The 22,462-nt window shown below is 67.2% G+C and carries 23 protein-coding genes; 17 read left to right on the top strand and 6 right to left on the bottom strand.

The window, feature by feature from the left end; translation table 11 throughout:
* Positions 1–6: 6 nt before the first annotated feature.
* The 5 genes from HNQ66_RS12715 to rsmI all read right to left on the bottom strand — a co-directional run bounded on the left by HNQ66_RS12715 (position 7) and on the right by rsmI (position 4,709).
* Positions 7–1,536: a YifB family Mg chelatase-like AAA ATPase gene (locus HNQ66_RS12715; RefSeq protein WP_184144550.1), complete on the bottom strand. Its 1,530-nt coding sequence runs from the start codon at positions 1,534–1,536 to the stop codon at positions 7–9.
* 254 nt (positions 1,537–1,790) lie between these two features.
* Positions 1,791–2,735, bottom strand: coding sequence for a glutathione synthase (gene gshB / locus HNQ66_RS12710; protein WP_184144521.1), 945 nt, complete (start codon positions 2,733–2,735; stop codon positions 1,791–1,793).
* Between the two features lie 69 nt (positions 2,736–2,804).
* Complete coding sequence (locus HNQ66_RS12705) at positions 2,805–3,308, bottom strand: cupin domain-containing protein (RefSeq protein ID WP_184144520.1); 504 nt, start codon at positions 3,306–3,308, stop codon at positions 2,805–2,807.
* A gap of 116 nt (positions 3,309–3,424) precedes the next feature.
* Positions 3,425–3,793 (bottom strand): YraN family protein, encoded by a 369-nt coding sequence (locus tag HNQ66_RS12700; RefSeq protein ID WP_184144519.1) that lies wholly within the window; start codon positions 3,791–3,793, stop codon positions 3,425–3,427.
* Positions 3,783–4,709, bottom strand: a complete 927-nt coding sequence (rsmI, locus tag HNQ66_RS12695) for a 16S rRNA (cytidine(1402)-2'-O)-methyltransferase (protein ID WP_184144518.1) — start codon at positions 4,707–4,709, stop codon at positions 3,783–3,785. Before rsmI ends, HNQ66_RS12700 begins: the two co-directional genes overlap by 11 nt.
* A 214-nt stretch (positions 4,710–4,923) precedes the next feature.
* Here rsmI and dnaN point away from each other — a divergent pair, with 214 nt between their 5' ends.
* From dnaN to HNQ66_RS12670, 5 genes are all read left to right on the top strand, one after another.
* Positions 4,924–6,042, top strand: a complete 1,119-nt coding sequence (gene dnaN, locus HNQ66_RS12690; protein ID WP_184144517.1) for a DNA polymerase III subunit beta — start codon at positions 4,924–4,926, stop codon at positions 6,040–6,042.
* Between the two features lie 201 nt (positions 6,043–6,243).
* Positions 6,244–6,846: a phospholipid N-methyltransferase PmtA gene (gene pmtA / locus HNQ66_RS12685; RefSeq protein ID WP_184144516.1), complete on the top strand. Its 603-nt coding sequence runs from the start codon at positions 6,244–6,246 to the stop codon at positions 6,844–6,846.
* Positions 6,847–6,936: 90 nt separating this feature from the next.
* On the top strand, positions 6,937–7,635 hold the full coding sequence (gene pyrF, locus HNQ66_RS12680) for an orotidine-5'-phosphate decarboxylase (protein ID WP_184144515.1): 699 nt from the start codon (positions 6,937–6,939) through the stop codon (positions 7,633–7,635).
* A gap of 16 nt (positions 7,636–7,651) precedes the next feature.
* The gene (locus tag HNQ66_RS12675) at positions 7,652–7,939 is read left to right on the top strand and encodes a DUF1330 domain-containing protein (RefSeq protein WP_184144514.1); all 288 of its coding nucleotides are present in this window, start codon (positions 7,652–7,654) and stop codon (positions 7,937–7,939) included.
* 119 nt (positions 7,940–8,058) lie between these two features.
* On the top strand, positions 8,059–9,039 hold the full coding sequence (locus tag HNQ66_RS12670; RefSeq protein ID WP_184144513.1) for a complex I NDUFA9 subunit family protein: 981 nt from the start codon (positions 8,059–8,061) through the stop codon (positions 9,037–9,039).
* 432 nt (positions 9,040–9,471) lie between these two features.
* Here the strand turns inward: HNQ66_RS12670 and HNQ66_RS12665 are convergent, their stop codons facing one another.
* Positions 9,472–10,278, bottom strand: coding sequence for an undecaprenyl-diphosphate phosphatase (locus HNQ66_RS12665; RefSeq protein ID WP_184144512.1), 807 nt, complete (start codon positions 10,276–10,278; stop codon positions 9,472–9,474).
* 187 nt (positions 10,279–10,465) lie between these two features.
* Here HNQ66_RS12665 and HNQ66_RS12660 point away from each other — a divergent pair, with 187 nt between their 5' ends.
* From HNQ66_RS12660 to HNQ66_RS12605, 12 genes are all read left to right on the top strand, one after another.
* Positions 10,466–11,158, top strand: a complete 693-nt coding sequence (locus tag HNQ66_RS12660) for a glutathione S-transferase family protein (protein WP_184144511.1) — start codon at positions 10,466–10,468, stop codon at positions 11,156–11,158.
* 10 nt (positions 11,159–11,168) lie between these two features.
* On the top strand, positions 11,169–12,314 hold the full coding sequence (gene queG / locus HNQ66_RS12655; RefSeq protein WP_184144510.1) for a tRNA epoxyqueuosine(34) reductase QueG: 1,146 nt from the start codon (positions 11,169–11,171) through the stop codon (positions 12,312–12,314).
* The gene (locus HNQ66_RS12650) at positions 12,311–13,186 is read left to right on the top strand and encodes an SDR family oxidoreductase (RefSeq protein ID WP_184144509.1); all 876 of its coding nucleotides are present in this window, start codon (positions 12,311–12,313) and stop codon (positions 13,184–13,186) included. The genes queG and HNQ66_RS12650 overlap by 4 nt, the downstream gene beginning before the upstream one ends.
* 365 nt (positions 13,187–13,551) lie before the next feature.
* The gene (locus HNQ66_RS12645; RefSeq protein WP_184144549.1) at positions 13,552–13,911 is read left to right on the top strand and encodes a septal ring lytic transglycosylase RlpA family protein; all 360 of its coding nucleotides are present in this window, start codon (positions 13,552–13,554) and stop codon (positions 13,909–13,911) included.
* Between the two features lie 72 nt (positions 13,912–13,983).
* Positions 13,984–15,273, top strand: coding sequence for an RsmB/NOP family class I SAM-dependent RNA methyltransferase (locus HNQ66_RS12640; protein ID WP_184144508.1), 1,290 nt, complete (start codon positions 13,984–13,986; stop codon positions 15,271–15,273).
* 199 nt (positions 15,274–15,472) lie between these two features.
* On the top strand, positions 15,473–16,750 hold the full coding sequence (locus HNQ66_RS12635) for an imelysin family protein (RefSeq protein WP_184144507.1): 1,278 nt from the start codon (positions 15,473–15,475) through the stop codon (positions 16,748–16,750).
* A 46-nt stretch (positions 16,751–16,796) separates the two neighbouring features.
* Entirely contained in the window at positions 16,797–18,332 is a 1,536-nt protein-coding gene (locus tag HNQ66_RS12630; RefSeq protein WP_184144506.1) for a di-heme oxidoreductase family protein, read from the top strand.
* A 206-nt stretch (positions 18,333–18,538) separates the two neighbouring features.
* Positions 18,539–19,663 (top strand): imelysin family protein, encoded by a 1,125-nt coding sequence (locus tag HNQ66_RS12625; RefSeq protein WP_184144505.1) that lies wholly within the window; start codon positions 18,539–18,541, stop codon positions 19,661–19,663.
* Positions 19,663–20,766, top strand: coding sequence for a DUF1513 domain-containing protein (locus tag HNQ66_RS12620; RefSeq protein WP_184144504.1), 1,104 nt, complete (start codon positions 19,663–19,665; stop codon positions 20,764–20,766). The genes HNQ66_RS12625 and HNQ66_RS12620 overlap by 1 nt, the downstream gene beginning before the upstream one ends.
* A gap of 42 nt (positions 20,767–20,808) precedes the next feature.
* Positions 20,809–21,264: a TspO/MBR family protein gene (locus tag HNQ66_RS12615; RefSeq protein ID WP_184144503.1), complete on the top strand. Its 456-nt coding sequence runs from the start codon at positions 20,809–20,811 to the stop codon at positions 21,262–21,264.
* A gap of 92 nt (positions 21,265–21,356) precedes the next feature.
* Positions 21,357–21,806, top strand: a complete 450-nt coding sequence (locus tag HNQ66_RS12610) for a PaaI family thioesterase (RefSeq protein ID WP_184144502.1) — start codon at positions 21,357–21,359, stop codon at positions 21,804–21,806.
* On the top strand, positions 21,803–22,447 hold the full coding sequence (locus HNQ66_RS12605; protein WP_184144501.1) for a 5'-methylthioadenosine/S-adenosylhomocysteine nucleosidase: 645 nt from the start codon (positions 21,803–21,805) through the stop codon (positions 22,445–22,447). Before HNQ66_RS12610 ends, HNQ66_RS12605 begins: the two co-directional genes overlap by 4 nt.
* Positions 22,448–22,462 lie beyond the last annotated feature (15 nt).

The following is a 22,462-nucleotide window of genomic DNA, read 5'->3' as shown; positions in this document are numbered from 1 at the left end:
TTTCGGCTATGCCGCGGCCAGCCGCTCGCCGGCGATACGGTAGGAGATCGCCTCGGCCAGATGAATGCGGCCGACGGTCGAGGCCTCGTCGAGGTCGGCCAGCGTGCGGGCGACCTTCAGGACGCGGTGATAGCCGCGGGCCGAAAAGCGCATCTTCTCCGCCGCATCGCGCAAAAGCTGGAGGCCGCCCGGATCGGGCTCGGCGACCTTTTCGACGATCGCGGTCGAGGCGCGGGCATTGCTCGTGACCGAGGCCATGCCGAGCCGGGCGAAGCGATCCACCTGCAGCGCCCGGGCGCGCGCGATGCGGCGGGCGACCGCTTCGCTTGCCTCCGCCGTGCCGGGACGCAGGAGATCTGCCGCCGAGACGGCAGGCACGTCGATGCGGATATCAATGCGGTCGAGCAATGGACCGGAGATGCGGGCCTGATAATCGCTGACGCAGCGAGGGCCGCGGGCGCAGGTGCGGCCCGGCTCGCCCGCCATGCCGCAGCGGCAGGGATTCATCGCCGCGACCAGTTGCACGGCGGCGGGATAGCTGACGCGGTGATTGGCCCTTGCGATGACGCATTCGCCCGTTTCGAGCGGCTGGCGCAGCGCATCGAGCGCCTGCGGCGAGAATTCCGGCAATTCGTCGAGGAAGAGGACGCCGTTATGGGCGAGCGAAGCCTCGCCCGGCCGGGCGCGCGGACCGCCGCCGACGAGCGCGGCCATGGTGGCCGAATGGTGCGGCGTGCGGAACGGCCGCCGGTCGGAGAGCCGCCCGCCGGAAAGCTGGCCGGCGACGGAATGGATCATCGAGACCTCCAGCAGCTCGGCCGGCGAGAGCGGCGGCAGGATGGCGGCAAGGCGCGCGGCCAGCATGGATTTTCCCGAACCGGGCGGGCCGACCATCAGGAGATTGTGGTTTCCCGCGGCGGCCACCTCCAGCGCGCGCTTGGCGCTTTCCTGGCCACGGATATCGGCAAGGTCGGGCATATCGGATGCTGCGGCCCGGATCGCCGGGGCGGGGCGGGAAAGGACCTGGCTTCCCTTGAAATGGTTGACGAGCGCGATCAGGCTGCGCGGGGCGAGGATATCGAGGCCGCCGCCGGCCCAGGCCGCTTCCGCGCCGTTTTCCGCCGGGCAGACGAGGCCCTTGCCGAGCGCATTGGCGGCCATGGCGGCGGGCAGCGCGCCGGCGACGGGCGCGATGGTGCCGTCGAGGTTCAATTCGCCGATGACGAGATAATCGCCAAGCGCATCGCCCGGCACGGCGCCGAGCGCCGTCATCAGGCCGAGGGCGATGGCAAGGTCGTAATGGCTGCCTTCCTTGGGAAGATCGGCCGGCGCGAGGTTGACCGTCACCCGCTTGGGCGGAAGCGAAAGGCCGGAGGCATGAAGCGCGGCCTGCACCCGCTCGCGGCTCTCGGCCACCGCCTTGTCCGCAAGGCCGACGATCTGCATGCCCACCTTGCCGGGCGCCACCATGACCTGCACGTCGACGGGCACGCCCTCGATGCCCTGGAATGCAATCGTACCGACCCGCGCCACCATGCCTGCCCCCGCCTGCCCCGCAGCGCCGCGCCGTTCATGGCGCATGACGACGCCGCAACACGTTTCTGCCGAAACCCGCGCCCGCAACCGCCTCTGGGTTGCATCTGCAAATCTGGCATGGAACAGGGAATGAAACAAGAACAATTATAGAACCGGCGGGCGATTTTTCCCCGCGCCGGTTGCATGCGGTTGTATTTGCGGAACGAAGGCGGGACGTCCGCGAACGGAACGCCCCGCAGCGCGGTGCGGAAGGCTCAGCGCTTGCGCTCGATGGCGTCCCACAGAAGCGCCGCGATGTCGGCGCCGCCGAAGCGCTTGACTTCGCGAAGGCCGGTCGGGGAGGTCACGTTGATCTCGGTCATGTAGTCGCCGATGACGTCGATGCCGACAAGGAGAAAGCCGCGCTCGCGCAGCGCCGGGCCGATGCGATCGCAGATCTCCTTTTCGCGCGCCGTCAGCTCCGTCGCCTCGGCGCGCCCGCCGACATGCATGTTGGAGCGGCTGTCATGCTCGGCCGGCACGCGGTTGATGGCGCCGACGGGCTCCCCGTCGACGAGCAGGATGCGCTTGTCGCCCTTGCGCACGTCCGGCAGGTATTGCTGGGCGATGAAGGGCTCGCGGAAGAGCTGGCCGAACATTTCGAGGAGCGAGGAAAGGTTGCGGTCGTCGCGGGTGGAATGGAAGACGCCGGCCCCGCCGTTGCCGTAGAGGGGCTTCAGGATGATGTCGCCCATCTCCTCGCGGAAGCGGCGGATTTCGCCCGGATCGCGGGTGATGAGGGTCGCCGGCATCAGGTCGGCGAATTCGGTGACGAAGATCTTCTCCGGCGAATTGCGCACCCAGGCCGGATCGTTGACCACCAGCGTCTTCGGGTGGATACGCTCCAGGAGGTGCGTCGAGGTGATGTAGGCCATGTCGAAGGGCGGGTCCTGGCGCAGGAGCACCACGTCCATCGTCGCAAGATCGATGCGCTCGGGCGCGCCGAGCGTGAAATGGTCGCCCTTGACGTCGCGCAGTTCCATCGGCTGGACGGTCGCATGGACCTTGCCGTCGCGCAGGCTGAGCTGGTCGGGCGTATAGTGGAAGAGCCTGCAGCCGCGGCTCTGCGCCTCGAGGCTCATGGCGAAGGTGGAATCGCCGGCAATGTTGATGGTCGAGACGTGGTCCATCTGAACCGCGACGTTCTTGATCTTGGCCATGAAAAGTCCCCTCAGGAATGCCCGACACATGTAAGGTGCCGCAGGCCCGAAGGCAACGGGCGCTGCGGCTCAGGCGGCAAGCCCCCCGGAGGATCGCCGGATGCCGCGCACGCGGTCGCGCAGCTTCAGCGCCATGTCGATCGGGATGGGGAATTCCTTGCGGCAGAAGGCGACCTTGCGGACATAGCTGTCGATATGCCACGTCGCCCAGCTCTTTGCGGGAAAATAGGCGACGTCGCCGGCCTTCAGCGTGCGCTCGCTGCCGTCCTCGCCGGTCACATGCACCGCGCCGTCGAGGATCACCACCGTCTCGTCCCAGCCGAAATACCAGCGGAAGGTGCCGGCCGTGCAATCCCAGACCGCCGTCCGCGCCAGCCTGTCATAGGCCCGCGAATGCAGCGACACGCGCGCCACGGGACTGCCCGACAGGATCCAGGCCGGGTCGATGGGCGCCGGCTCCATCTCCATGTCGTCGGGTGCGGCCGCGACCGGCGGGCGCGGCGCCCTGGCTTCCTGCCGGTGCGTGCGGATGGCGGCGGCGGCCATGGTGGCGAGCATGAGTTTCAGGACCATATCATCCCCCTTTGCAATCGGGAGAAGATTAACCTGCACGGGTAACGGCGCGGTTGAGACGATCCGCGGCATTTTAACGATCCGTAACCTTGCTCTTGCGAGCCCTCGGCCTTCGATCAGAACGCATCCGGAAAATGTCGTGGAAGCCGCCAGGGCAGGACCGCGACGATATCGTACCGCAACGAAAGGCGATGGGCGTCCGGCTGGCGCGAGAGCCAGATGTCGCCGGCCGCGCGGATGCGCTGCTGCGCGACCCCGGTGACGGCGAAGACGGCGGCGTCGACGCTCGCGCGCGCCTTCACCTCCACGCAGATCACGAGGTCGCCGCGCCGGGCGACGATATCGATCTCGCCGAGCTTGGTGCGGTAGCGGATCGCGCGGATGCGGAAGCCCTTGGCGAGGAGATAGAGCGCGGCGAGGTATTCGGAGGCATGCCCCCGGCGAAAGGCCTTCTGCCGGCCGGGATCCGCCGTCCTATCCCGCATCGGCGTCCTTCAGGTCGAGGAGGCGCTGGTAGAGCTCCTTGCGCGGCAGGCCCGTCTGGCGGGCCGCCTCGGTCGCCGCCTTGCCGGCCGGCATGTCCCTTGCAAGCGCCGACAGCAGCCGGTCGACGTCCGCCGCCTCGGGTGCCGCCGCCGCGCCCGGCGGGCCGACGACGAAGACGATCTCGCCCTTGACGGCATGCCCGTCGCCGTAATGGGCGGCAAGCTCGCCGAGCGTGCCGCGGCGGAACTCCTCGAAGGTCTTGGTGAGCTCCCGGCAGACGCAGGCCGCCCGCCCCTCGCCCAGAACGTCGGCGGCCGCCGTCACCGTCGCGGCGATGCGGTGCGGCGATTCGAAGAAGAGGAGCGTTGCCGGAACGGCGGAAAGCTCGGCGAGCCGGTCGCGGCGCGCCTTGTCCTTGGTGGGCAGGAAGCCGGCGAAGAAGAAGGCATCGTTCGGCAGGCCCGACCCCACGAGCGCGGCGAGCGGCGCGGAGGCGCCCGGAATGGGCACGACGCGGTGGCCGGCGGCGATCGCAAGCAGCGCGAGGCGATAGCCGGGGTCGGAGACGAGCGGCGTGCCGGCATCGGAGACGAGCGCGACGGATTTTCCCGCTTCGAGCGCCGAGATGAGGCGCGGGCCGGCCTCGTCGGCATTGTGCTCGTGATAGGCATAGGGCCGGTTGACGATGCCGTAGCGGTCGAGCAGCACGCGGGTGACGCGGGTATCCTCGCAGGCGAGCACGTCGGCGCCGGCCAGCGTTTCGAGCGCGCGCAGCGTGATGTCGGAGAGGTTGCCGATGGGGGTCGCGACGAGATAGAGCGCCGGCTCCAGCGGCCGGGCCGGGATCACGGCATTGTGGAGACGGAACGTCCTGCCGCCCTCGCCCGTCCCGTTTGCCGCGCCTTCGTCCCGCATCGTCTTTCGCCTTTCCTTTGCCTCCTTATGGGCGAGCGGGGAGCCACCTGCAAGGTGCGCGGCCTGTGGATCGTGCATCCCGCGCCGTTAGCACTTGCAATCCTCCTTGGACTTCTGCCATTTTGCCCCTCCACATCAGTCCGGCATCCGCCGGAATTCAAGGCAATGCCGCGCCGGTTTCCGGCGTGCCAGCGGTCGAAAGCGGTACAGTTCAATGCGCATTACTCTCGAGCGGTCCAATCTTCTGAAGTCGCTGAATCACGTTCACCGCGTGGTGGAACGGCGCAACACGATCCCGATCCTCTCGAACGTGCTCCTGCGCTCGGACGGCGCGAGCCTCGACATGAAGGCGACCGACCTGGACCTCGAGATCACCGAGGCCACGCCCGCGCAGGTCGAGCAGGCCGGCGCGACGACCGTTCCCGCGCACCTTCTCTACGACATCGTGCGCAAGCTGCCGGACGGCTCGGAAGTGCTGCTCGCCACCAGCGCCGACGGCGCCTCCATGACGGTCGCCTCGGGCCGCTCGAAATTCTCGCTGCAGTGCCTGCCGCAGTCCGACTTCCCGGACCTCACCGCCGGCAGCTTCTCGCACACGTTCCGCCTCAAGGCGACGGATCTCAAGATGCTGATCGATCGCACCCAGTTCGCGATCTCGACGGAAGAGACCCGCTACTACCTCAACGGCATCTTCATCCACACGATCGAGAGCAAGGGCGACCTGAAGCTGCGCGCCGTCGCCACCGACGGCCACCGCCTCGCCCGCGCCGACGTCGATGCGCCGTCGGGCTCGGAGGGGATGCCCGGCATCATCATCCCGCGCAAGACGGTCGGCGAACTGCAGAAGCTGGTCGACAACCCGGACCTCACCGTCACCGTGGAAGTCTCCGACGCGAAGATCCGCTTCACCATCGGCTCCATCGTGCTGACCTCCAAGCTGATCGACGGCACCTTCCCCGATTACCAGCGCGTGATCCCGACCAACAACGACAAGGAACTGAAGATCGACTGCCAGTCCTTCGCCCAGGCCGTCGACCGCGTCTCCACCATCTCCTCCGAGCGCGGCCGCGCCGTGAAGCTGGCGCTCGCCGAAGGCCAGCTCACGCTGACGGTCAACAACCCGGATTCGGGCAGCGCGACGGAAGAACTCGCCGTCGGCTACGAGAACGATCCGCTCGAAATCGGCTTCAACGCGAAATACCTGCTCGACATCACCGCGCAGCTTTCCGGCACGGAAGCCGTCTTCATGCTGGCCGATCCCGGCTCGCCGACGCTGGTGCGCGACCTTGCCGGCGACGACGCGCTCTACGTGCTGATGCCGATGCGCGTATAGCCGCGGCGTGGCACGACAGGAATCGGGGAACCCGCCGGATGCCGGCGGGTTCTTTTTTTAGAGACAAGTGATTGTATGAGACAAAGACGACGCAATCAGACTTGTTTTTGACGCAAACCGCGTCGCATATTCAGCCGAGCCGGCGATTCGCGGGATGAACCCCGCCGCCGGCCGGAAGAACGCGACCATGGAGGGGACGGCATGACGCTGCGCGTGAAGGTGAAGGAACGGCTCGGCAGGAAATTCGACGAGGAAATCCGCTTCTTCAAGGGCTGGATGAGCAATACGCGGGCGGTCGGAGCGATCATTCCCACCTCATCCATCACCGCGCGCCGCATGGCGGGCGTCGTCAATCCGGCCTCGGGCCTGCCGGTCCTGGAGCTCGGTCCCGGCACCGGCGTCATCACCAAGGCGATCCTGGAAACCGGCCTTCCACCCGAAAAGCTCTTCGCGGTCGAATTCTCGACGGATTTCTACAATCACCTCGTCGCGCGCTTTTCCGGCGTCAATTTCATCAACGGCGATGCCTTCGACCTCGACAAGACGCTCGGGGACCTCAGCGATGCGACCTTCGACAGCATCGTCTCGGCCGTGCCGCTCCTCAATTTCCCGATGCACCGGCGCGTGGCGCTGATCGAGGACCTCTTGGGCCGCATTCCCGTCGGCCGTCCCGTGGTGCAGATCTCCTACGGCCCGCTCTCGCCCGTCGTCGCCATGCCGGACCGCTACCAGATCAGCCATCTCGACTTCGTCGTGCGCAACATTCCGCCGGCGCAGCTTTGGACTTACCGCCGCACCCACTGAGGCCGCCGGCGGTCTTTTCGCTTTCCCGCTTGCGGACCGCGGCGTGACATGCGACTGGACGGCAATGCAATCTTGGAAGGGGATGTGACCATGTCCGCGCGCGACCGCCTGATCGTTGGCCTCGATGTACCGACCATCGCGGAGGCCGAGAAGGTGGTCAGGACGCTCGGCGAGGCCGCCCTCTTCTACAAGATCGGCTACCAGCTCGTCTTTGCCGGCGGGCTGGAATTCGCCCGCGACCTTGCGAAGGACGGCAAGAAAGTCTTCCTCGACATGAAGCTGCTCGACATCGACAACACGGTGGCCAAGGGCGTCGAGAACATCGTCAAGATGGGCATGTCCATGCTGACGCTGCACGCCTATCCGAAGGCCATGGCCGCCGCCGTCTCCGCGGCGAAGGGCTCGGACCTCTGCCTTCTCGGCGTGACGGTCCTGACCTCGATGGACGCCAAGGACGTGCTCGACGCCGGCTACGAATACGATCCCCACACGCTGGTGCTGCGCCGCGCCGAACAGGCGCGCATCGCCGGCATGGGCGGCGTCGTCTGCTCGGCCGAGGAGGCGAAAGCCGTGCGCAAGATCGTTGGGCCGGACATGGCCATCGTCACGCCCGGCATCCGCCCCGCCGGTGCCGACCTCGGCGACCAGAAGCGCGTGATGACGCCGGCCGATGCGCTGAAGGCCGGCTCCAGCCACCTCGTCGTCGCCCGGCCCATCGTCAAGGCGGACGATCCGCTCGCCGCCGCAAAGGCGATCCTCGCCGAGATGGACGGCGCGCTTGCCGCTTGAAAACAGGGAGAGAACGATGCCCAAGGGCTACTGGATCGCACGGGTCGATGTCCGTGACGCCGAGCGCTACAAGGACTATGTCGCGGCCGCCAAGCCGGCCTTCGAGAAATACGGTGCGAACTTCCTTGCCCGCGGCGGCACGTTCGAGCGGCTGGAGGGCGCGGTGCGCGCGCGCAACGTGGTGATCGAGTTTCCCTCGTTCCAGGCGGCCGTCGACTGCTACAACTCGCCGGAATACCAGATCGCCGCCGCCATCCGCCAGGAGGTCGCGGACGCCGAGATGGTGGTCGTCGAGGGCGTCTGACGGCGCTGTCTTGCGCCGGCGCAAGGAAGGCCGCGGGAGACGCTTCGCCGCGCTTCACCTTGCCTGCGGTTTGGGCTATGTAGGCCCTAAAGACCGACCATTCTCTTCAGGAGCATCCCATGACCTTGTCCAACCTTCCGCCGCTCGTCACCGTCTTCGGCGGCTCGGGCTTCGTCGGGCGTCATGTGGTGCGCGCGCTGGCACGCCGCGGCTACCGCATCCGCGTCGCCGTGCGCCGGCCGGACCTTGCCGGCTTCCTCCAGCCGATCGGCGGCGTCGGCCAGATCTCCTTCGTGCAGGCGAACCTGCGCTACCGCCAGTCGGTCGATCGCGCCGTCGAAGGCGCCGACCACGTCGTCAACTGCGTCGGCGTGCTCTTCGAGACCGGCCGAAACACCTTCGACGCCGTGCAGGATTTCGGCGCCCGCGCCGTGGCCGAAGCCGCGCGTGCGGCCGGTGCGAAGCTCACCCACATCTCCGCCATCGGCGCGGACGAGAATTCCGGCTCGACCTACGCCCGCACCAAGGCGCGCGGCGAGGCGGCCGTGCGGCGCACGGTTCCCGATGCGGTCATCCTGCGCCCCTCCATCGTCTTCGGCCCCGAGGACGGCTTCTTCAACAAGTTCGCCACCATGGCGCGCTATGCGCCGTTCCTGCCGTTGATCGGCGGCGGCCGCACGAAGCTCCAGCCGGTCTATGTCGGCGACGTCGCCGAAGCCGTCGCCCGCTCGGTGGACGGCACGATCGAGCGCGGCCGCATCTACGAGCTCGGCGGCCCGGAAGTGCTGACCTTCCGCCAGTGTCTCGAAACCATGCTGCGCATCGTCGACCGCAAGAACCCGCTCGTCTCGCTGCCCTTCGCCGTCGCTTCGCTGATCGGCTCGCTCGCCTCGATGATCCCCTTCGTCAAGCCGCCGCTGACAGCCGACCAGGTGACGCTGCTGCGCGCCGACAACATCGTCTCGGACGCCGCCCGCGCCGAGGGCCGCACGCTGGAAGCCATCGGCATCGAGCCGGCGCTCGTCGAGGTGATCCTGCCGAGCTATCTCGTGCGCTACCGCACGCAGGGCCAGTTCACCAAGATCGACCGCACGGCCTGATTTTCCCGCATCGAAGCCGGCCGCCACGGACGCGTTCCGCGGCGGCCGCTCCCGTTTTTCCAAAGCGCTTGGGGCCGGCTGTTGCACTTATGCAGCGGTTAAAAAATGCGTTGCGGCATTTACGCGCGATTCAGCATGTGGCGATATTGATTGTGGCGGGACCTGCGAATAAACACCGCACCCGCCGCGTCATGCAACAGGACAGAAGCGGCGCATTTCAGCACTTGAGAGGCTTCCGGCGCAAATGGGCAAGGCAATTGCAATCTTCTTCGGGTTTTCGGCTCTGATCATCGTGGCCGGATCCTTTGCCGCACCCTCGACGGTCTCCGCCAGCAAGCACGGCTGCTCGCCGGCCTATGGCATCGACCCCTGCACGACCGCCTCGGTCAAGTAAGCCCCGGCCGGCCGGAACGACCGGCCGAAGCCGTTTCCTCATCCCCAGACCAAAAGGCCGACGAGGCCGAGCACGCCCACGACGATGCGCCAGATGGCGAAGAGCGTGAAGCCGCGGCGCGACACATAGTCGAGCAGCGAGCGCACGACGAAGAGGCCGGCGACGAAGGCAGCCGCAAAGCCGACGCCGATGACGAAAAGGTCGTCGGAGGAAAGCGCGTCGCGGTTCTTGTAGAGATCGAGCGCGAAGGCGCCGACCATGGTGGGCATGGCAAGGAAGAACGAGAACTCCGCCGCAGAACGCTTGTCCGTGCCCATCAGCAGCGCGCCGGCAATGGTCGCGCCCGAGCGCGAGGTGCCGGGGATCATGGCGAGGCACTGGCAGAGGCCGATCTTGAAGGCGAGCGACGGCGGATAGGTCATCGCGTCCGTGTAGCGGGGCTTCAGCGGCAGGCGGTCGATCACGTAGAGGATGACGCCGCCGACGATCAGCACCACGCAGATCAGCATGGGCGTCTCGAACAGCACCGACTTGATGAAATCATGCGCGAGCGCGCCGATGACCGCCGCCGGCAGGAAGGCGAGGAGGATGCTGAAGACGAAGCGGCGCGCCTGCGGGCTCGAGGGCAGCGCGAAGGCGATGCGCAGCAGCTTTGCCGCGTAGACGGAGAGGATGGCGAGGATCGCGCCGAGCTGGATCAGCACGGCGAAAGTGTTGCCCGGCGACTTGAAGCCGAGAAAATGGCCGGCAAGCAGGATGTGGCCGGTGGAGGAAACCGGGATGAATTCTGTCAGGCCCTCGATGAGACCGAGGATGAGGGCGCTGACGATGGACTGGTCTGCCATGAAAGGTCCTTGAGAGTGGAGGAGGATAGGCACGAATCGAAGCGCATATGCGGCGAAAGGCCCGATTCGCTTGTGTTTGTACCACCAAATTTCTATAGGTTCGTCAAATCAGCCGTGGTCAAATCAGTTCCGCATGAGGCGGCCGGCCCGGCACGCCCCCTTCCGCAATCCGAGTAAAGCAGCGTTCATGCCCACACTCTATCATCACTCCATGTCCTCGGCCTCGCGCTTCGTGCGCCTGATCCTGGCGGAATACGGCTTCCAGACGGAACTGGCCGAGGAACAGCCCTGGGAGAACCGGCGCGACTTCCTCGCCCTCAACCCGGCCGGCACGCTTCCCGTCTATGTCGACGACAGCATGCGCGCGCTCTGCGGCGCATCGATCATCTCCGAATATCTCGACGAGACGCACGGCGTGCTCAAGCGCGACCGGCGGCTTCTGGCCGAGGACCCGTTCCAGCGGGCGGAGATCCGCCGCCTCACCGAATGGTTCCTGCAGAAGATGGAGCAGGACGTCACGCGCCCCCTGGTGCGCGAGCGCATCTTCAAGCTCCAGATGACCTCGGACCAGGGCGGCGGGCCGCCGGACAGCAAGATTCTGCGCAATTCGCGCGCCAATATCCGCCAGCACATGAAATATCTCTCGTGGCTCGCCGGCTCGCGCACCTACCTTGCCGGCGACCGGCTGAGCTACGCCGACCTTGCCGCCGCCGCCTCGCTCTCCGTGCTCGACTATATGGGCGAGATTAACTGGACGGAATCGCCGCAGGCCAAGGACTGGTACCAGCGGCTGAAGTCCCGCCCCTCCTTCCGCCCGCTGCTCGCCGAGCGCGTGCGCGGCGTCACGCCGGTCTCGCATTACGCGGACCTCGATTTCTGAGGACGGTGCCATGCCGGGCGACGACAGGCACCGCCGCCGCCTGACGGATTTCCTCAAGGCCGAGGCCGCCGACAAGGGCTTCGACCTCTGTCGCATCACCGGCCCCGACGCCATTCCGCAGGCGCCCGCGCGGCTCGCCGATTTCCTCGCCGCCGACTATCACGGCACGATGGAGTGGATGGCCGAGACGGAGGCCCGCCGGGCCGATCCGCGCGTCCTGTGGAGCGACGTGCGCTCCGTCGTGCTCTTCGGCATGAACTACGGGCCGGAGCACGATCCCCGCGATGTGCTCGCCATGCCGGACCGCGCAGCGATCTCGGTCTATGCGCAGAACCGCGACTATCATGACCTCATCAAGGGCCGGCTCAAGGAAGTGGCGACGCGCTTTGCCGCGCGCGGCGGGGAGGACGTGAAGGTGTTCGTCGATACGGCCCCCGTCATGGAAAAGCCGCTCGCGGCCGCCGCCGGGCTCGGCTGGCAGGGCAAGCATACCAACCTCGTCAGCCGCACGCACGGCTCCTGGCTCTTCCTCGGCAGCCTCTTCACCACCGCCGATCTCCTGCGCGACGAGCCGGAGCGCGACCATTGCGGCTCCTGCAGGGCCTGTCTCGACGCGTGCCCGACCGACGCCTTTCCCGCGCCCTACAAGCTCGATGCGCGGCGCTGCATCTCCTATCTCACCATCGAGCACAAGGGGCCGATCGAACCGCATTTCCGCGAGAAGATCGGCAACCGCATCTACGGCTGCGACGACTGCCTTGCCGCCTGCCCGTGGAACAAGTTCGCGGCCCTCGCCTCCGAAATGAAGCTCGTCGCGCGCGACGACCTGAAGGCGCCGAGGATCGCCGATCTCCTGACGCTCGACGATCCCACCTTCCGCACGCATTTTTCCGGCTCGCCGGTGAAACGCATCGGCCGCGACCGCTTCGTGCGCAACGTGCTGATCGCCGCCGGCAATTCCGGCGACCGCAGCCTCATCGACCCATGCCTCCGCCTTGCCGACGACACCGCGCCGGTGGTGCGCGGCATGGCCGCCTGGGCGCTCTCCCGCCTGATGGAGGCTTCCGAATTCGAGCGATTTGCGGCAGGAAGGGCGGAGGACGCGGACGAGGACGTGCGCGCGGAATATGAGCGAGCGAAGGCGAACGGACAATGAAGCACCTCCTGATCCTCGGCGCCGGCTTTTCCGGCAGGGCCATCGGCGAAACCTTCCGGCAGGCCGGCTTCTCCGTCTCCGGCACGACGCGCTCTGCCGAAAAAACGGAGAGCCTCCGTGCCCTCGGCATCGAGCCTGTCCTTTATGACGGCGGCGCGGTTTCGGATGCGCTTGCCGCGGTGATGGGGTGCGCCACGCACGTCGTCCAGTCGATCGCGCCCGGCAAGGACGGCGATCCCCTGTTCCGCGCCGGCGTGCCTGCCCTTGCCGCGCTGATGCCGAAGCTCGAATGGGCTGGCTATCTTTCCACCGTCGGCGTCTACGGCGACCACAAGGGCGGCTGGGTGGACGAGGAAACGAAGCTCAATCCCGTCTCCGTCCGCTCCATCGAGCGCGTCGAGGCGGAGAACCATTGGCTCGCCTTCGGCAAGGCCTCGGGCCTTCCCGTCGCAGTGCTGCGCCTTGCCGGCATCTACGGGCCGGGCCGCAACGCCTTGCGCAACATGGAGGAGGGCACCGCCCGCCGCCTCATAAAGAAGGACCAGGTGTTCAACCGCATCCGCGTCGAGGACATCGGCCGCTCGGCGCTCTTCCTCGCCGAAGGCCATCGCGGCGGCGTCTGGAACATCACCGACGACGAGCCCGGCCCGCCGCAGGACGTCGTGGCGGAGGCTGCCCGGCTAATGGGCCAGCCCGTCCCGCCGGACATTCCGTTCGAGACGGCGGAACTTTCTGCCATGGCACGGTCTTTCTATGCGGAGAACAAGCGCGTCTCGAACGCGAAACTGAAGGCTGCGGGCTTCGAATTCCGCTTCCCGAACTACCGCCTCTCGCTCGGCGAGCTCCATGCTTCCGGACGCTGGCGCGGCTGAGGGAGCGAAGGCCGCAGGCTTGGCTTTTGCGATTTAATGCAACCTATGGGATATTTGCCTCATTTTCGCCGCCGAATTCCTGCGCAGTAATTGCTAATATTGAAAGTTTTTTCCGGAAATTTGCGCGAATGCCGGATCGCCATTCCACAAAACAAGTCGATCCAGTTTAACGACTGATTCGGAAGAACTTTTCCGGCTCCGTTAACCAACGTTAAAAATCCATCGCGGGCGATGGACTGTATATCCGCGCGGCCCCGGAACGGGATTGCGGCGGGTTGAGGCACGTTTTCGCCATTTTTGCTTCCTCATAGGGCGACCAACACAGCGGAAGTTCACAACTTGCCCGGAAGGTCGTCCGATACATGATGCTCAAGCTCTCCAGCCTCGCTCTTGCCTCCCTCATTGCCGCCTCCTCCTCCTTCGTTACCTTTTCCGATGCACAGGCCGCCGGCTGCGGCCGCGCTTCGTGGTATGCGCTGCACTCGCGCACCGCATCGGGCGAACGGATGAACCCGAACCTGCTGACGGCCGCCCACCGCAGCCTGCGCTTCGGCACGAAGCTGAAGGTCACCAACGCGAACAACGGCAAGAGCGTCGTGGTGCGCATCAACGATCGCGGCCCGTTCGTCCGCGGCCGCGTGCTCGATCTTTCCAAGGCCGCCGCCTCCAACATCGGCATGATCCGCTCCGGCCACGCCAAGATCTGCTACGAAGTCATCGGCTGATCCCGAATCTGCCCGCGCCGGCTTGCTCTTCCCGCATTCCGCCGCTACCACGACGCAAAACGGAGTAGACGGATGCGATTGGGTGGGCGGCTCTCGGGGGCCATCGAGGTTCTGACGGATATCGAGACGCGGCGGCGCCCCGTCGCCGATGCGCTCAAGGACTGGGGCCTCTCCCATCGGTTCGCCGGCTCCGGCGACCGCGCCGCCATCGGCAATATCGTCTACGACGCGCTGCGCATGAAACTGTCGCACGCCTTCCTGATGGACGACGACAGCCCCACCGCCCTCGGCTATGCCGTGCTCCTGCGCCAATGGGGCCTTTCGCCGGAAGCGCTTGCCGGCGAGGTCGACGGCGACCGCTTCGCCCCGCCGCCGCTTTCCGAAGACAGGCTTGCCGCCTTCAACGCCCGCACGCTCGATGCGGCGGCGCCCCATGTGCAGGGCGACATTCCCGGGTGGGTGCAGCCTTCCTTCGAAGCCAATTTCGGCGATGACTGGCTTACGGAGGCGAAAGCCCTTGCCGGACGGCCGACGCTCGACCTTCGCGCCAACACGCTGAAGGCAGGCCGCGACAAGGTGCTGAAGGCGCTGGAGCGCAACGGCGCCGTCGCCTCCGCCATCGCCCGCCAGGGCATCCGCATTTCCGCCGGCGAAGGCCCCTCGCGCCTGCCGAACGTCACGGCCGACCTTGCCTTCCAGAAGGGCTGGTTCGAGGTGCAGGACGAGGGCTCGCAGATCGTCGCCGATCTCGTCGTGCCGCAGGAAGGCGACCAGGTGCTCGACTTCTGCGCGGGCGGCGGCGGCAAGACGCTCGCCATGGCCGCGGCGATGCACAATAAAGGCCAGGTCCATGCCTACGACACGGACCGTAAGCGCCTCGCCCCGATCATCGAGCGGCTGAAGCGCGCCGGCACCCGCAACGTGCAGGTCCACGAGGACCTTTCCAGCCTTTCGCCGCTGGCCGGCAGGTTCGACCGCGTGCTGGTCGATGCGCCCTGCACCGGCACCGGCACCTGGCGCCGCCGGCCGGATACCAAATGGCGCCTCACCGAGAAGAACCTCGAGGAACGCCTTGCCCAGCAGCAGGAAGCGCTCGCCAATGCCAGCGCCTTCGTGCGGCCCGGCGGCACGCTCTTCTACGTCACCTGTTCCATCCTGCCGCAGGAGAACGAGGAGCAGGTGCATGGCTTCTGCAAGGCCAATCCGGACTTTACCCTCCAGCCCGCCACCGAAACCTGGCGGAAGCTCTTCGGCGACCGCACGCCGCAGCCCCGCTCGCGCGACGGCAGCACCGTGACGCTGACGCCCGCCTCGACGGACACGGACGGTTTCTTCTTCTGCGCCATGACCCGCAAGGCCTGATCCTTGCGCCCGCGGAGCGGGAGAACTTGAAACGGTTCTAAACTATACACTTTGACACCAGTTTTTATTTGGTCCATGACAGGGCGCCTGAATTATCCCGAGCCCGGCGCCTGCCGGGCATCCGGACTGCGGCCTGTCTGACGGCGGGTTGCGGCGTCCGGTGTCGGGGGGACACGACAACAGGACACCAGGAGACGTCATGACCACTTCCTTCCTTCGCGCCGCAGTCTTTGCGCTTGCGGCCGCGACATCGAGCCTTGCCGTCGGCTCCGCCCACGCGGCAGCCGATCCGGCGGCCATCGTCAAGCACTATGCCGACATCGCCCATGCCAAGTATTCCGACGCGCTCGACGCCGCCAAGGCACTGGACGCGGCGGTCGATGCCTTCCTCGCCAAGCCGAACGACGACACGCTGAAGGCGGCGCGCGAAGCGTGGCTGAAGTCGCGCGTTCCCTACCAGCAGACGGAAGCCTACCGCTTCGGCAACCCGATCGTCGACGACTGGGAAGGCAAGGTGAACGCCTGGCCGCTGGACGAAGGCCTGATCGACTATGTCGACCCGAGCTACGGCACGGAAAGCGACGAGAACGCCCTGTTCGTCGGCAATGTCATCGCCAACCCGAAGCTGGAGATCGGCGGCAAGACCATCGACGCCACGACGATCACGCCGGAAGTCCTTCAGGAACTGCACGAGGCGGGCGGCGTGGAGGCGAACGTCGCCACCGGCTACCACGCCATCGAATTCCTGCTGTGGGGCCAGGACCTCAACGGCACCGGCCCGGGTGCCGGCAACCGCCCGGCAAGCGACTACGACACGGCCAATTGCACCAACGGCAATTGCGACCGCCGCGCCGCCTACCTGAAGGCCGCGACCTCGCTGCTCGTCTCCGACCTGCAGGACATGGTGACGACCTGGGCGCCGGACGGGGAAGCGGCCAAGACCGTGACCGCCGATCCGAAGGCCGGCATCACCGCCATGCTGACCGGCATGGGCTCGCTCTCCTACGGCGAGCTGGCCGGCGAGCGCATGAAGCTCGGCCTCCTGCTGCACGATCCGGAAGAAGAGCACGATTGCTTCTCCGACAACACGCACAATTCGCACTACTATGACGTCATGGGCATCCAGACCGTCTATACGGGCGAATATACCCGTCCGGACGGCACCAAGATGACCGGCCCGTCGCTCCACGAGCTCGTCGCCGAAAAAGACGCCGCGCTCGACAAGGAGATGACGGAAAAGCTCGACGCCAGCCACGCCGCCTTCAAGGCGCTGGTGGACCGCGCCGAAGGGGGCGAGGCCTACGACCAGATGATCGGCGAAGGCAACGAGGAAGGCAACAAGGTCGTCCAGACCGCCATCGACAGCCTGATCGACCAGACCAAGACCATCGAGCGCGTCATCACGTCGCTCGACCTCGGCAAGATCGAGCTTGAAGGCTCCGACAGCCTGGATAATCCTAACGCTGTCTTCCAATGATAAAAGGCGGGCCGCTGTCCTTTCCGGACGGCGGCCCGGTTCCTCGATGACCGAACGCCCCGCCCGTCGCCTGCTCGCGGTCTCCGCCGCGCTTGCCGTCGCGGCAGGCGTTCTCGGTCTTAGCGCCGCCCAATCCGCCGGCCGCGGGCGCGACGACCTCTCGCCGAAGGACCTGAAGCGCGTTGCGGCCGTCACGAAGCCGGCGACGGATTTCTCCAAGGCCGAGCAGTACGAGGCGATGTCGGCGGGCGCGGCAACCTCGCTTGCCGAAATCGACGTCAACAGCTTCTCCCACTTTTCCGAAAACATCACCTTCGAGGAGCGCGAGACCTTCAAGCTCGGCAATGCGCTGTTCCAGAAGCTGTGGGTCTCCTCGCCTTCCTCCACGCAGGCCTCCGACGGGCTCGGGCCGCTCTACAATGCGCGCGCCTGCCAGTCCTGCCACGTCCGGGACGGCCGCGGCCATCCGCCGGAGGGCGCGGACGACGCGACCTCGATGTTCCTGCGCCTTGCCCGCGCGGCGAAGACGCCCGCGGAAGAGGCGGCCCTCAAGGACTTCACCGCGATGAGCCTGCCGGACCCGGTCTACGGCCGGCAGCTTCAGGACCAGGCCATTCCCGGCCTCAAGGCCGAGGGGCGCATGGCGATCGAGTACAGCGAGGAGCCGGTGACGCTTGCCGGCGGCGAGGTCGTCACGCTGCGCCGGCCCACCTATACCGTCGCCGACCTCGCGTTCGGCGCGCTCGACCCCACGACCACCCTCTCGCCGCGCATCACCCAGCCCATGCACGGGCTCGGCCTGATCGAGGCGATCCATCCGGCCGATATCCTCGCGCTTGCCGACCCGGACGATGCGGACGGCGACGGCATCAGCGGCAAGGCCGCGGTCGCCGTCGACCCGGCGACCGGCCGGCAGGCGCTCGGCCGTTTCGGCTGGAAGGCGCAGGCGGCGAGCGTGCGCCAGCAGAGCGCCGAGGCCTTCGCCTTCGATATCGGCATCTCGACGCCCGACGTACCCCTGCCGCAGGGCGATTGCACGGCGGCCGAGACGGCCTGCATGGAACGGCCGAACGGCGTGCAGGCCCGCCTCGGCGACGGCGAAGCGCCGCCGCCGGTGATGGACCTCGTCACCTTCTATGCGGAAAACCTCGCCGTGCCGGCGCGGCGCAAGGCGAGCTTTCCCGAAACGCTCGCCGGCAAGCGCATCTTCTACGAGACCGGCTGCATTTCCTGCCACCATCCGAAATTCGTGACGCGGCGCGACGCCGCCAACAAGGCCCAGGCCTTCCAGCTCATCTGGCCCTATTCCGATTTCCTGCTGCACGACATGGGCGAGGGCCTCGCCGACGGGCAGAGGGTGGGGGCGGCGAGCGGCCGGGAGTGGCGCACGCCGCCGCTCTGGGGTATCGGCCTTACCAAAACCGTCAACGGCCATACGTTCTTCCTGCACGACGGCCGCGCCCGCAACCTCACCGAGGCCATCCTCTGGCATGGCGGCGAGGGACAGGCGGCGCGCAACCGCTTCGCCGCGCTGGAAAAACACGACCGCGACGCCCTACTCACCTTCCTGGAGAGCCTCTGATGACCCGGCGCCTATCCCTCCTCTGCTTCGTCTCCTCCCTCGCGGCCGGCCTGTGGAGCAGGGCACATCTGAGGCACCCCTCTCTGCCCTGCCGGGCATCTCCCCCTCAGGGGGGGAGATTGGATGGAGCACTGTCGCGCTCCTCTTCGACGTCGCGATTTGAGCGAGGTTTCCGCCGCTTGCCGATCTCCCCCCTTGAGGGGGAGATGCCCGGCAGGGCAGAGGGGGGTAAGCTCCGGGTGCATCGCCTTGCCGCTCTCCTCCTCGCCACCGGCTTCGCCATCCCCGCCTTCGCACAGGAGGCAACCCCGCCGGAGCTGACGGACGCCAATGTCGGCGCGGTGATGGCGCAGGCGGTGGACGACGTCATCCGGCCTGGCTACCGCGCCTTCCACGCCTCCGCCGGGGCGCTCGCCAAGGCGACCGCGGCCTTCTGCAAGGCGCCCTCGGAGGACTCGCGCAAGGTGCTGGACGCGGCCTTCCGGCAGGCCGTCACCGACTGGGGCCGCATCGAGATCGTGCGCATCGGCCCGGTGCTCAACGACAACCGCTTCGAACGCATCCTCTTCTATCCCGACCGCAAGAGCACGGGCCTCAAGCAGGTGCAGGCGCTGCTGCAGCAACCGGACGAGGCCGATACCGACCCCGCCAACATGGCGGGCAAGAGCGTGGCGATCCAGGGTTTCGGCGCGCTCGAATTCGTGCTCTACGGCACCGGCTCCGAAACGCTGATGTCGGCGCCGGAAAGCTTCCGCTGCCGCTACGGCGCGGCCGTCGCCACCCATATCGAGACGACCGCGGGCCAGCTTGCGGCGGCCTGGGACGCGCCGGACGGCGTGCAGCAGGACTGGAAGCATCCCGGCCCGCAGAACCCCGTCTTCCGTACCGGCAAGGAGGCGATGACGGCCCTGCTCGGCATTCTCGTCCACGGCGCGGAGGCGGTGCGCGACCAGCGCATCGAGACCTTCTACCGCAACGGCGGCACGGCGCGGCCGAAATCGGCCGTCTTCTGGCGCTCCGGCAACACATGGACATCGATCGACGCCAATTTCGAGGGCCTTCAGACCCTGTTCGACAAATCCGGCATCGCCGAATTCGTCGATCCCGGCCACACCTCGCTCAGCGGCAATGTCGACTTCGTGCTGACGGCGCTGCGCAATGTCGTCCGGACCGCCGATCCCGATATCGAGAAGGCCGTCACGACGCCCGCCGAACAGCAAAAGATCGCCTTCCTGCTCGTCAACACGCGCGACCTGATCGTCAGCCTCAACGGCGATTTCGGCGGCGCCATCGGGCTTGGCGCCGGCTTCTCCTTCGCGGACGGCGACTGATGCGAACGGCCGCAACGGCAAGCGCCCTCCTCGACCGCCGCGCGTTCCTGCGCATGGCGGGCGCGGCGTGGCTGGCGACGCTCGGCCCGCGCGCCGCCTTCGCGCTCGCCCGCGCCGATGCGGTCTTCGCCTCGGGCTGCATGGACCATGCGGGTCGGTTCGCCATCGCGGTCCTGTCGGAGGACGGCACGGTGATCGACCGAACGCCGCTGCCGGCCCGCAGCCACGGCATGGCCTATTCGCCCGCGACGAACCATCTCGTCGCCTTCGCCCGGCGGCCGGGCACCTTCGCCCTCGTCATCGACCGCGGCGGCAAGGCCGCGCCCGTCACCATCGCCGCCGCCGAGGACCGGCATTTCTTCGGCCACGGCTGCTTTTCGCCGGACGGGCGGCTGCTCTATGCCAGCGAGAACGATTTCGACGCCAACCGCGGCGTGATCGGCCTCTACGACGCGCGCGACGGCTATCGCCGCATCGGCGAATACTCCACCTACGGCATCGGCACGCACGACCTTTCCGTCAGCGACGACGGCCGGCTGCTGATCGCGGCGAACGGCGGCATCGAGACCCATCCGGATTTCGGCCGCACCAAGCTGAACCTCGACCATATGGAGCCTTCGCTCGCCCTCATCGACGCGGCGACGGGCGGCCTCGTCCAGCGGCACGCGTTGCCGGAAAAGCTGCGCCAGCTCTCCACCCGCCATGTCGACCTCGACGAAAAGGGCCGCATCTGGTTCGCCTGCCAGTACGAGGGGCCACGCAACGACCTGCCGCCGCTCGTCGGCCATTTCGGCAAGGGCGAGGACCTGACTTTTCTCTCCCTGCCGGAGGAGACCACCATCGGCCTTGCCAACTATGTCGGGGCCATCGCCGTCAACCGGCGCGAGGGGCTGGTCGGCCTCACCTCGCCGAACGGCGGGCGCTTCGTCGTGCTCGACGCCGAAAGCGGCCGCGTCCTTCGCGAGGAGGACGTGCCGGATGCCGCCGGCATCGCCGCCGCGCCGCACGGTTTTGCCGTCTCGTCCTATGACGGCCGCTTCGCCGGCCGCCGCGCGGATGTGGCGTGGGACCAGCATATCGCCGGGCTTGCACCGCCGCGCTGAGACCGTCTGGACGATCGCACGCGGCGCCCTACCTTTCCGCCCATGCAGAACAGATCCCTCGTCTATCTCGCCTTCATCATCCTCGTTCTCGGCGGCGGCCTTCTCATCGGCGCCAACAATATCCCCGACGGATGGTACGCATCGCTCGCCAAGCCCGCCTTCAACCCGCCGAACTGGGTGTTCGCGCCGGTCTGGAGCATCCTCTACCTCATCATCGGCGTCGTGGGCGCGCGCACCTGGCTCTCCTTCCGCCGCACCATGGCGATGCGGCTGTGGTTCGCGCAGCTCGTCTTCAACTTCGCCTGGTCGCCAGCCTTCTTCGGCCTGCACGATCCGGCGGCGGCGCTGATCGTCGTGATCGCCCTCGTCGTCTCGGTCGCCGGCTTCATCGCCGCGTCCTGGCGGCAGGACCGGACGGCCGCGCTGCTGTTCCTGCCCTATCTCGCCTGGACGCTCTTCGCGAGCGCGCTCAACATCGCGATTCTCGCCTTGAACTGAGGCAAATCCGTCATCGCTCTTGCAGTGCAACATGGAGCATGCAAACCTCCGCGCATGCAATTGCGGCCCCTCGCCGCGACCATGGAAGCACGATGACGGATTTTCCCCCGCCGGATTTCTCCGGCCGTATCGCCAGGAGCTTCAGCAAGCAGGCGGCCATGCGGCTGATCGGCGCCGAGCTCACCCGCATCGAGCACGGCACGGTGGAGATCGAGCTGCCCTTCGACGCGAAGCTGACGCAGCAGCACGGTTTCCTCCACGCGGGCATCATCTCCGCCGCGCTCGACACCGCCTGCGGCTATGCTGCCTATTCGGTGATCGACGCGGACGCTTCCATCCTCACCATCGAGTTCAAGGTCAACCTCATGTCGCCGGGGCGCGGCGAGCGCTTCCTCTTCCGCGGCGAGGTCACCAAGCCCGGCAGCAACATCATCGTGGCGGACGGGCGCGGCTATGCCATCTCGGACGGCCCCGCCAAGCTGATCGCCTCCATGACCGGCACGATGATGGTCGTGCGCGGCCGGGAGGACATCGCCGGATGAGCTTCACCCTCAAGACCGTCGCAGACAGGCGCATCCTCTATGTCATGGCGGTGGACGCCGAATACGGCCCGCACCTGAAGGCCCGCATCGCGCCCTTCATGACCGGCGTCGGCCCGGTCGAGGCCGCCGTGCAACTGACGCTCGCCCTCTGCCATCTGGAGGCGGGAGGAAACCTTCCCGATTTCGTCGTCTCGCTCGGCTCCGCCGGCTCCGCCACGCTGGAGCAGACCGGCATCTACCAGGCGATTTCCGTCTCCTACCGCGACATGGACGCCTCGCCCCTCGGCTTCACCCGCGGCGCGACACCCTTCCTCGACCTGCCGGCGGAGGTGCCGCTGCTGGTACGCATTCCCGGCATTCCAGCGGCGCGGCTTTCGACGGGCGCCAACATCGTCTCCGGCGCGGCCTATGCGGCGATCGACGCCGACATGGTGGACATGGAGACCTACGGGGCGCTGCGCGCCTGCCAGGCCTTCGGCGTCCCGTTCATCGGCCTGCGCGGTATTTCCGACGGCAAGGCGGAGCTCACCCATATCGGCGGCTGGACGGAATATCTCCACGTCATCGACGAGAAGCTCGCCGCCGCCGTCGACAGGCTGGAGGCGGCCGTCGCGGGCAGCGGCATCGTTTCCAACGGCTGAAAATCCGGCAATCCC

The sequence above is a fragment of the Shinella fusca genome (assembly GCF_014203155.1).
GTDB classification, from domain to species: Bacteria; Pseudomonadota; Alphaproteobacteria; order Rhizobiales; family Rhizobiaceae; genus Shinella; species Shinella fusca.
Note: the sequence above shows the minus strand (reverse complement) of the source record. Positions and strands in the feature narration are given on the sequence as shown.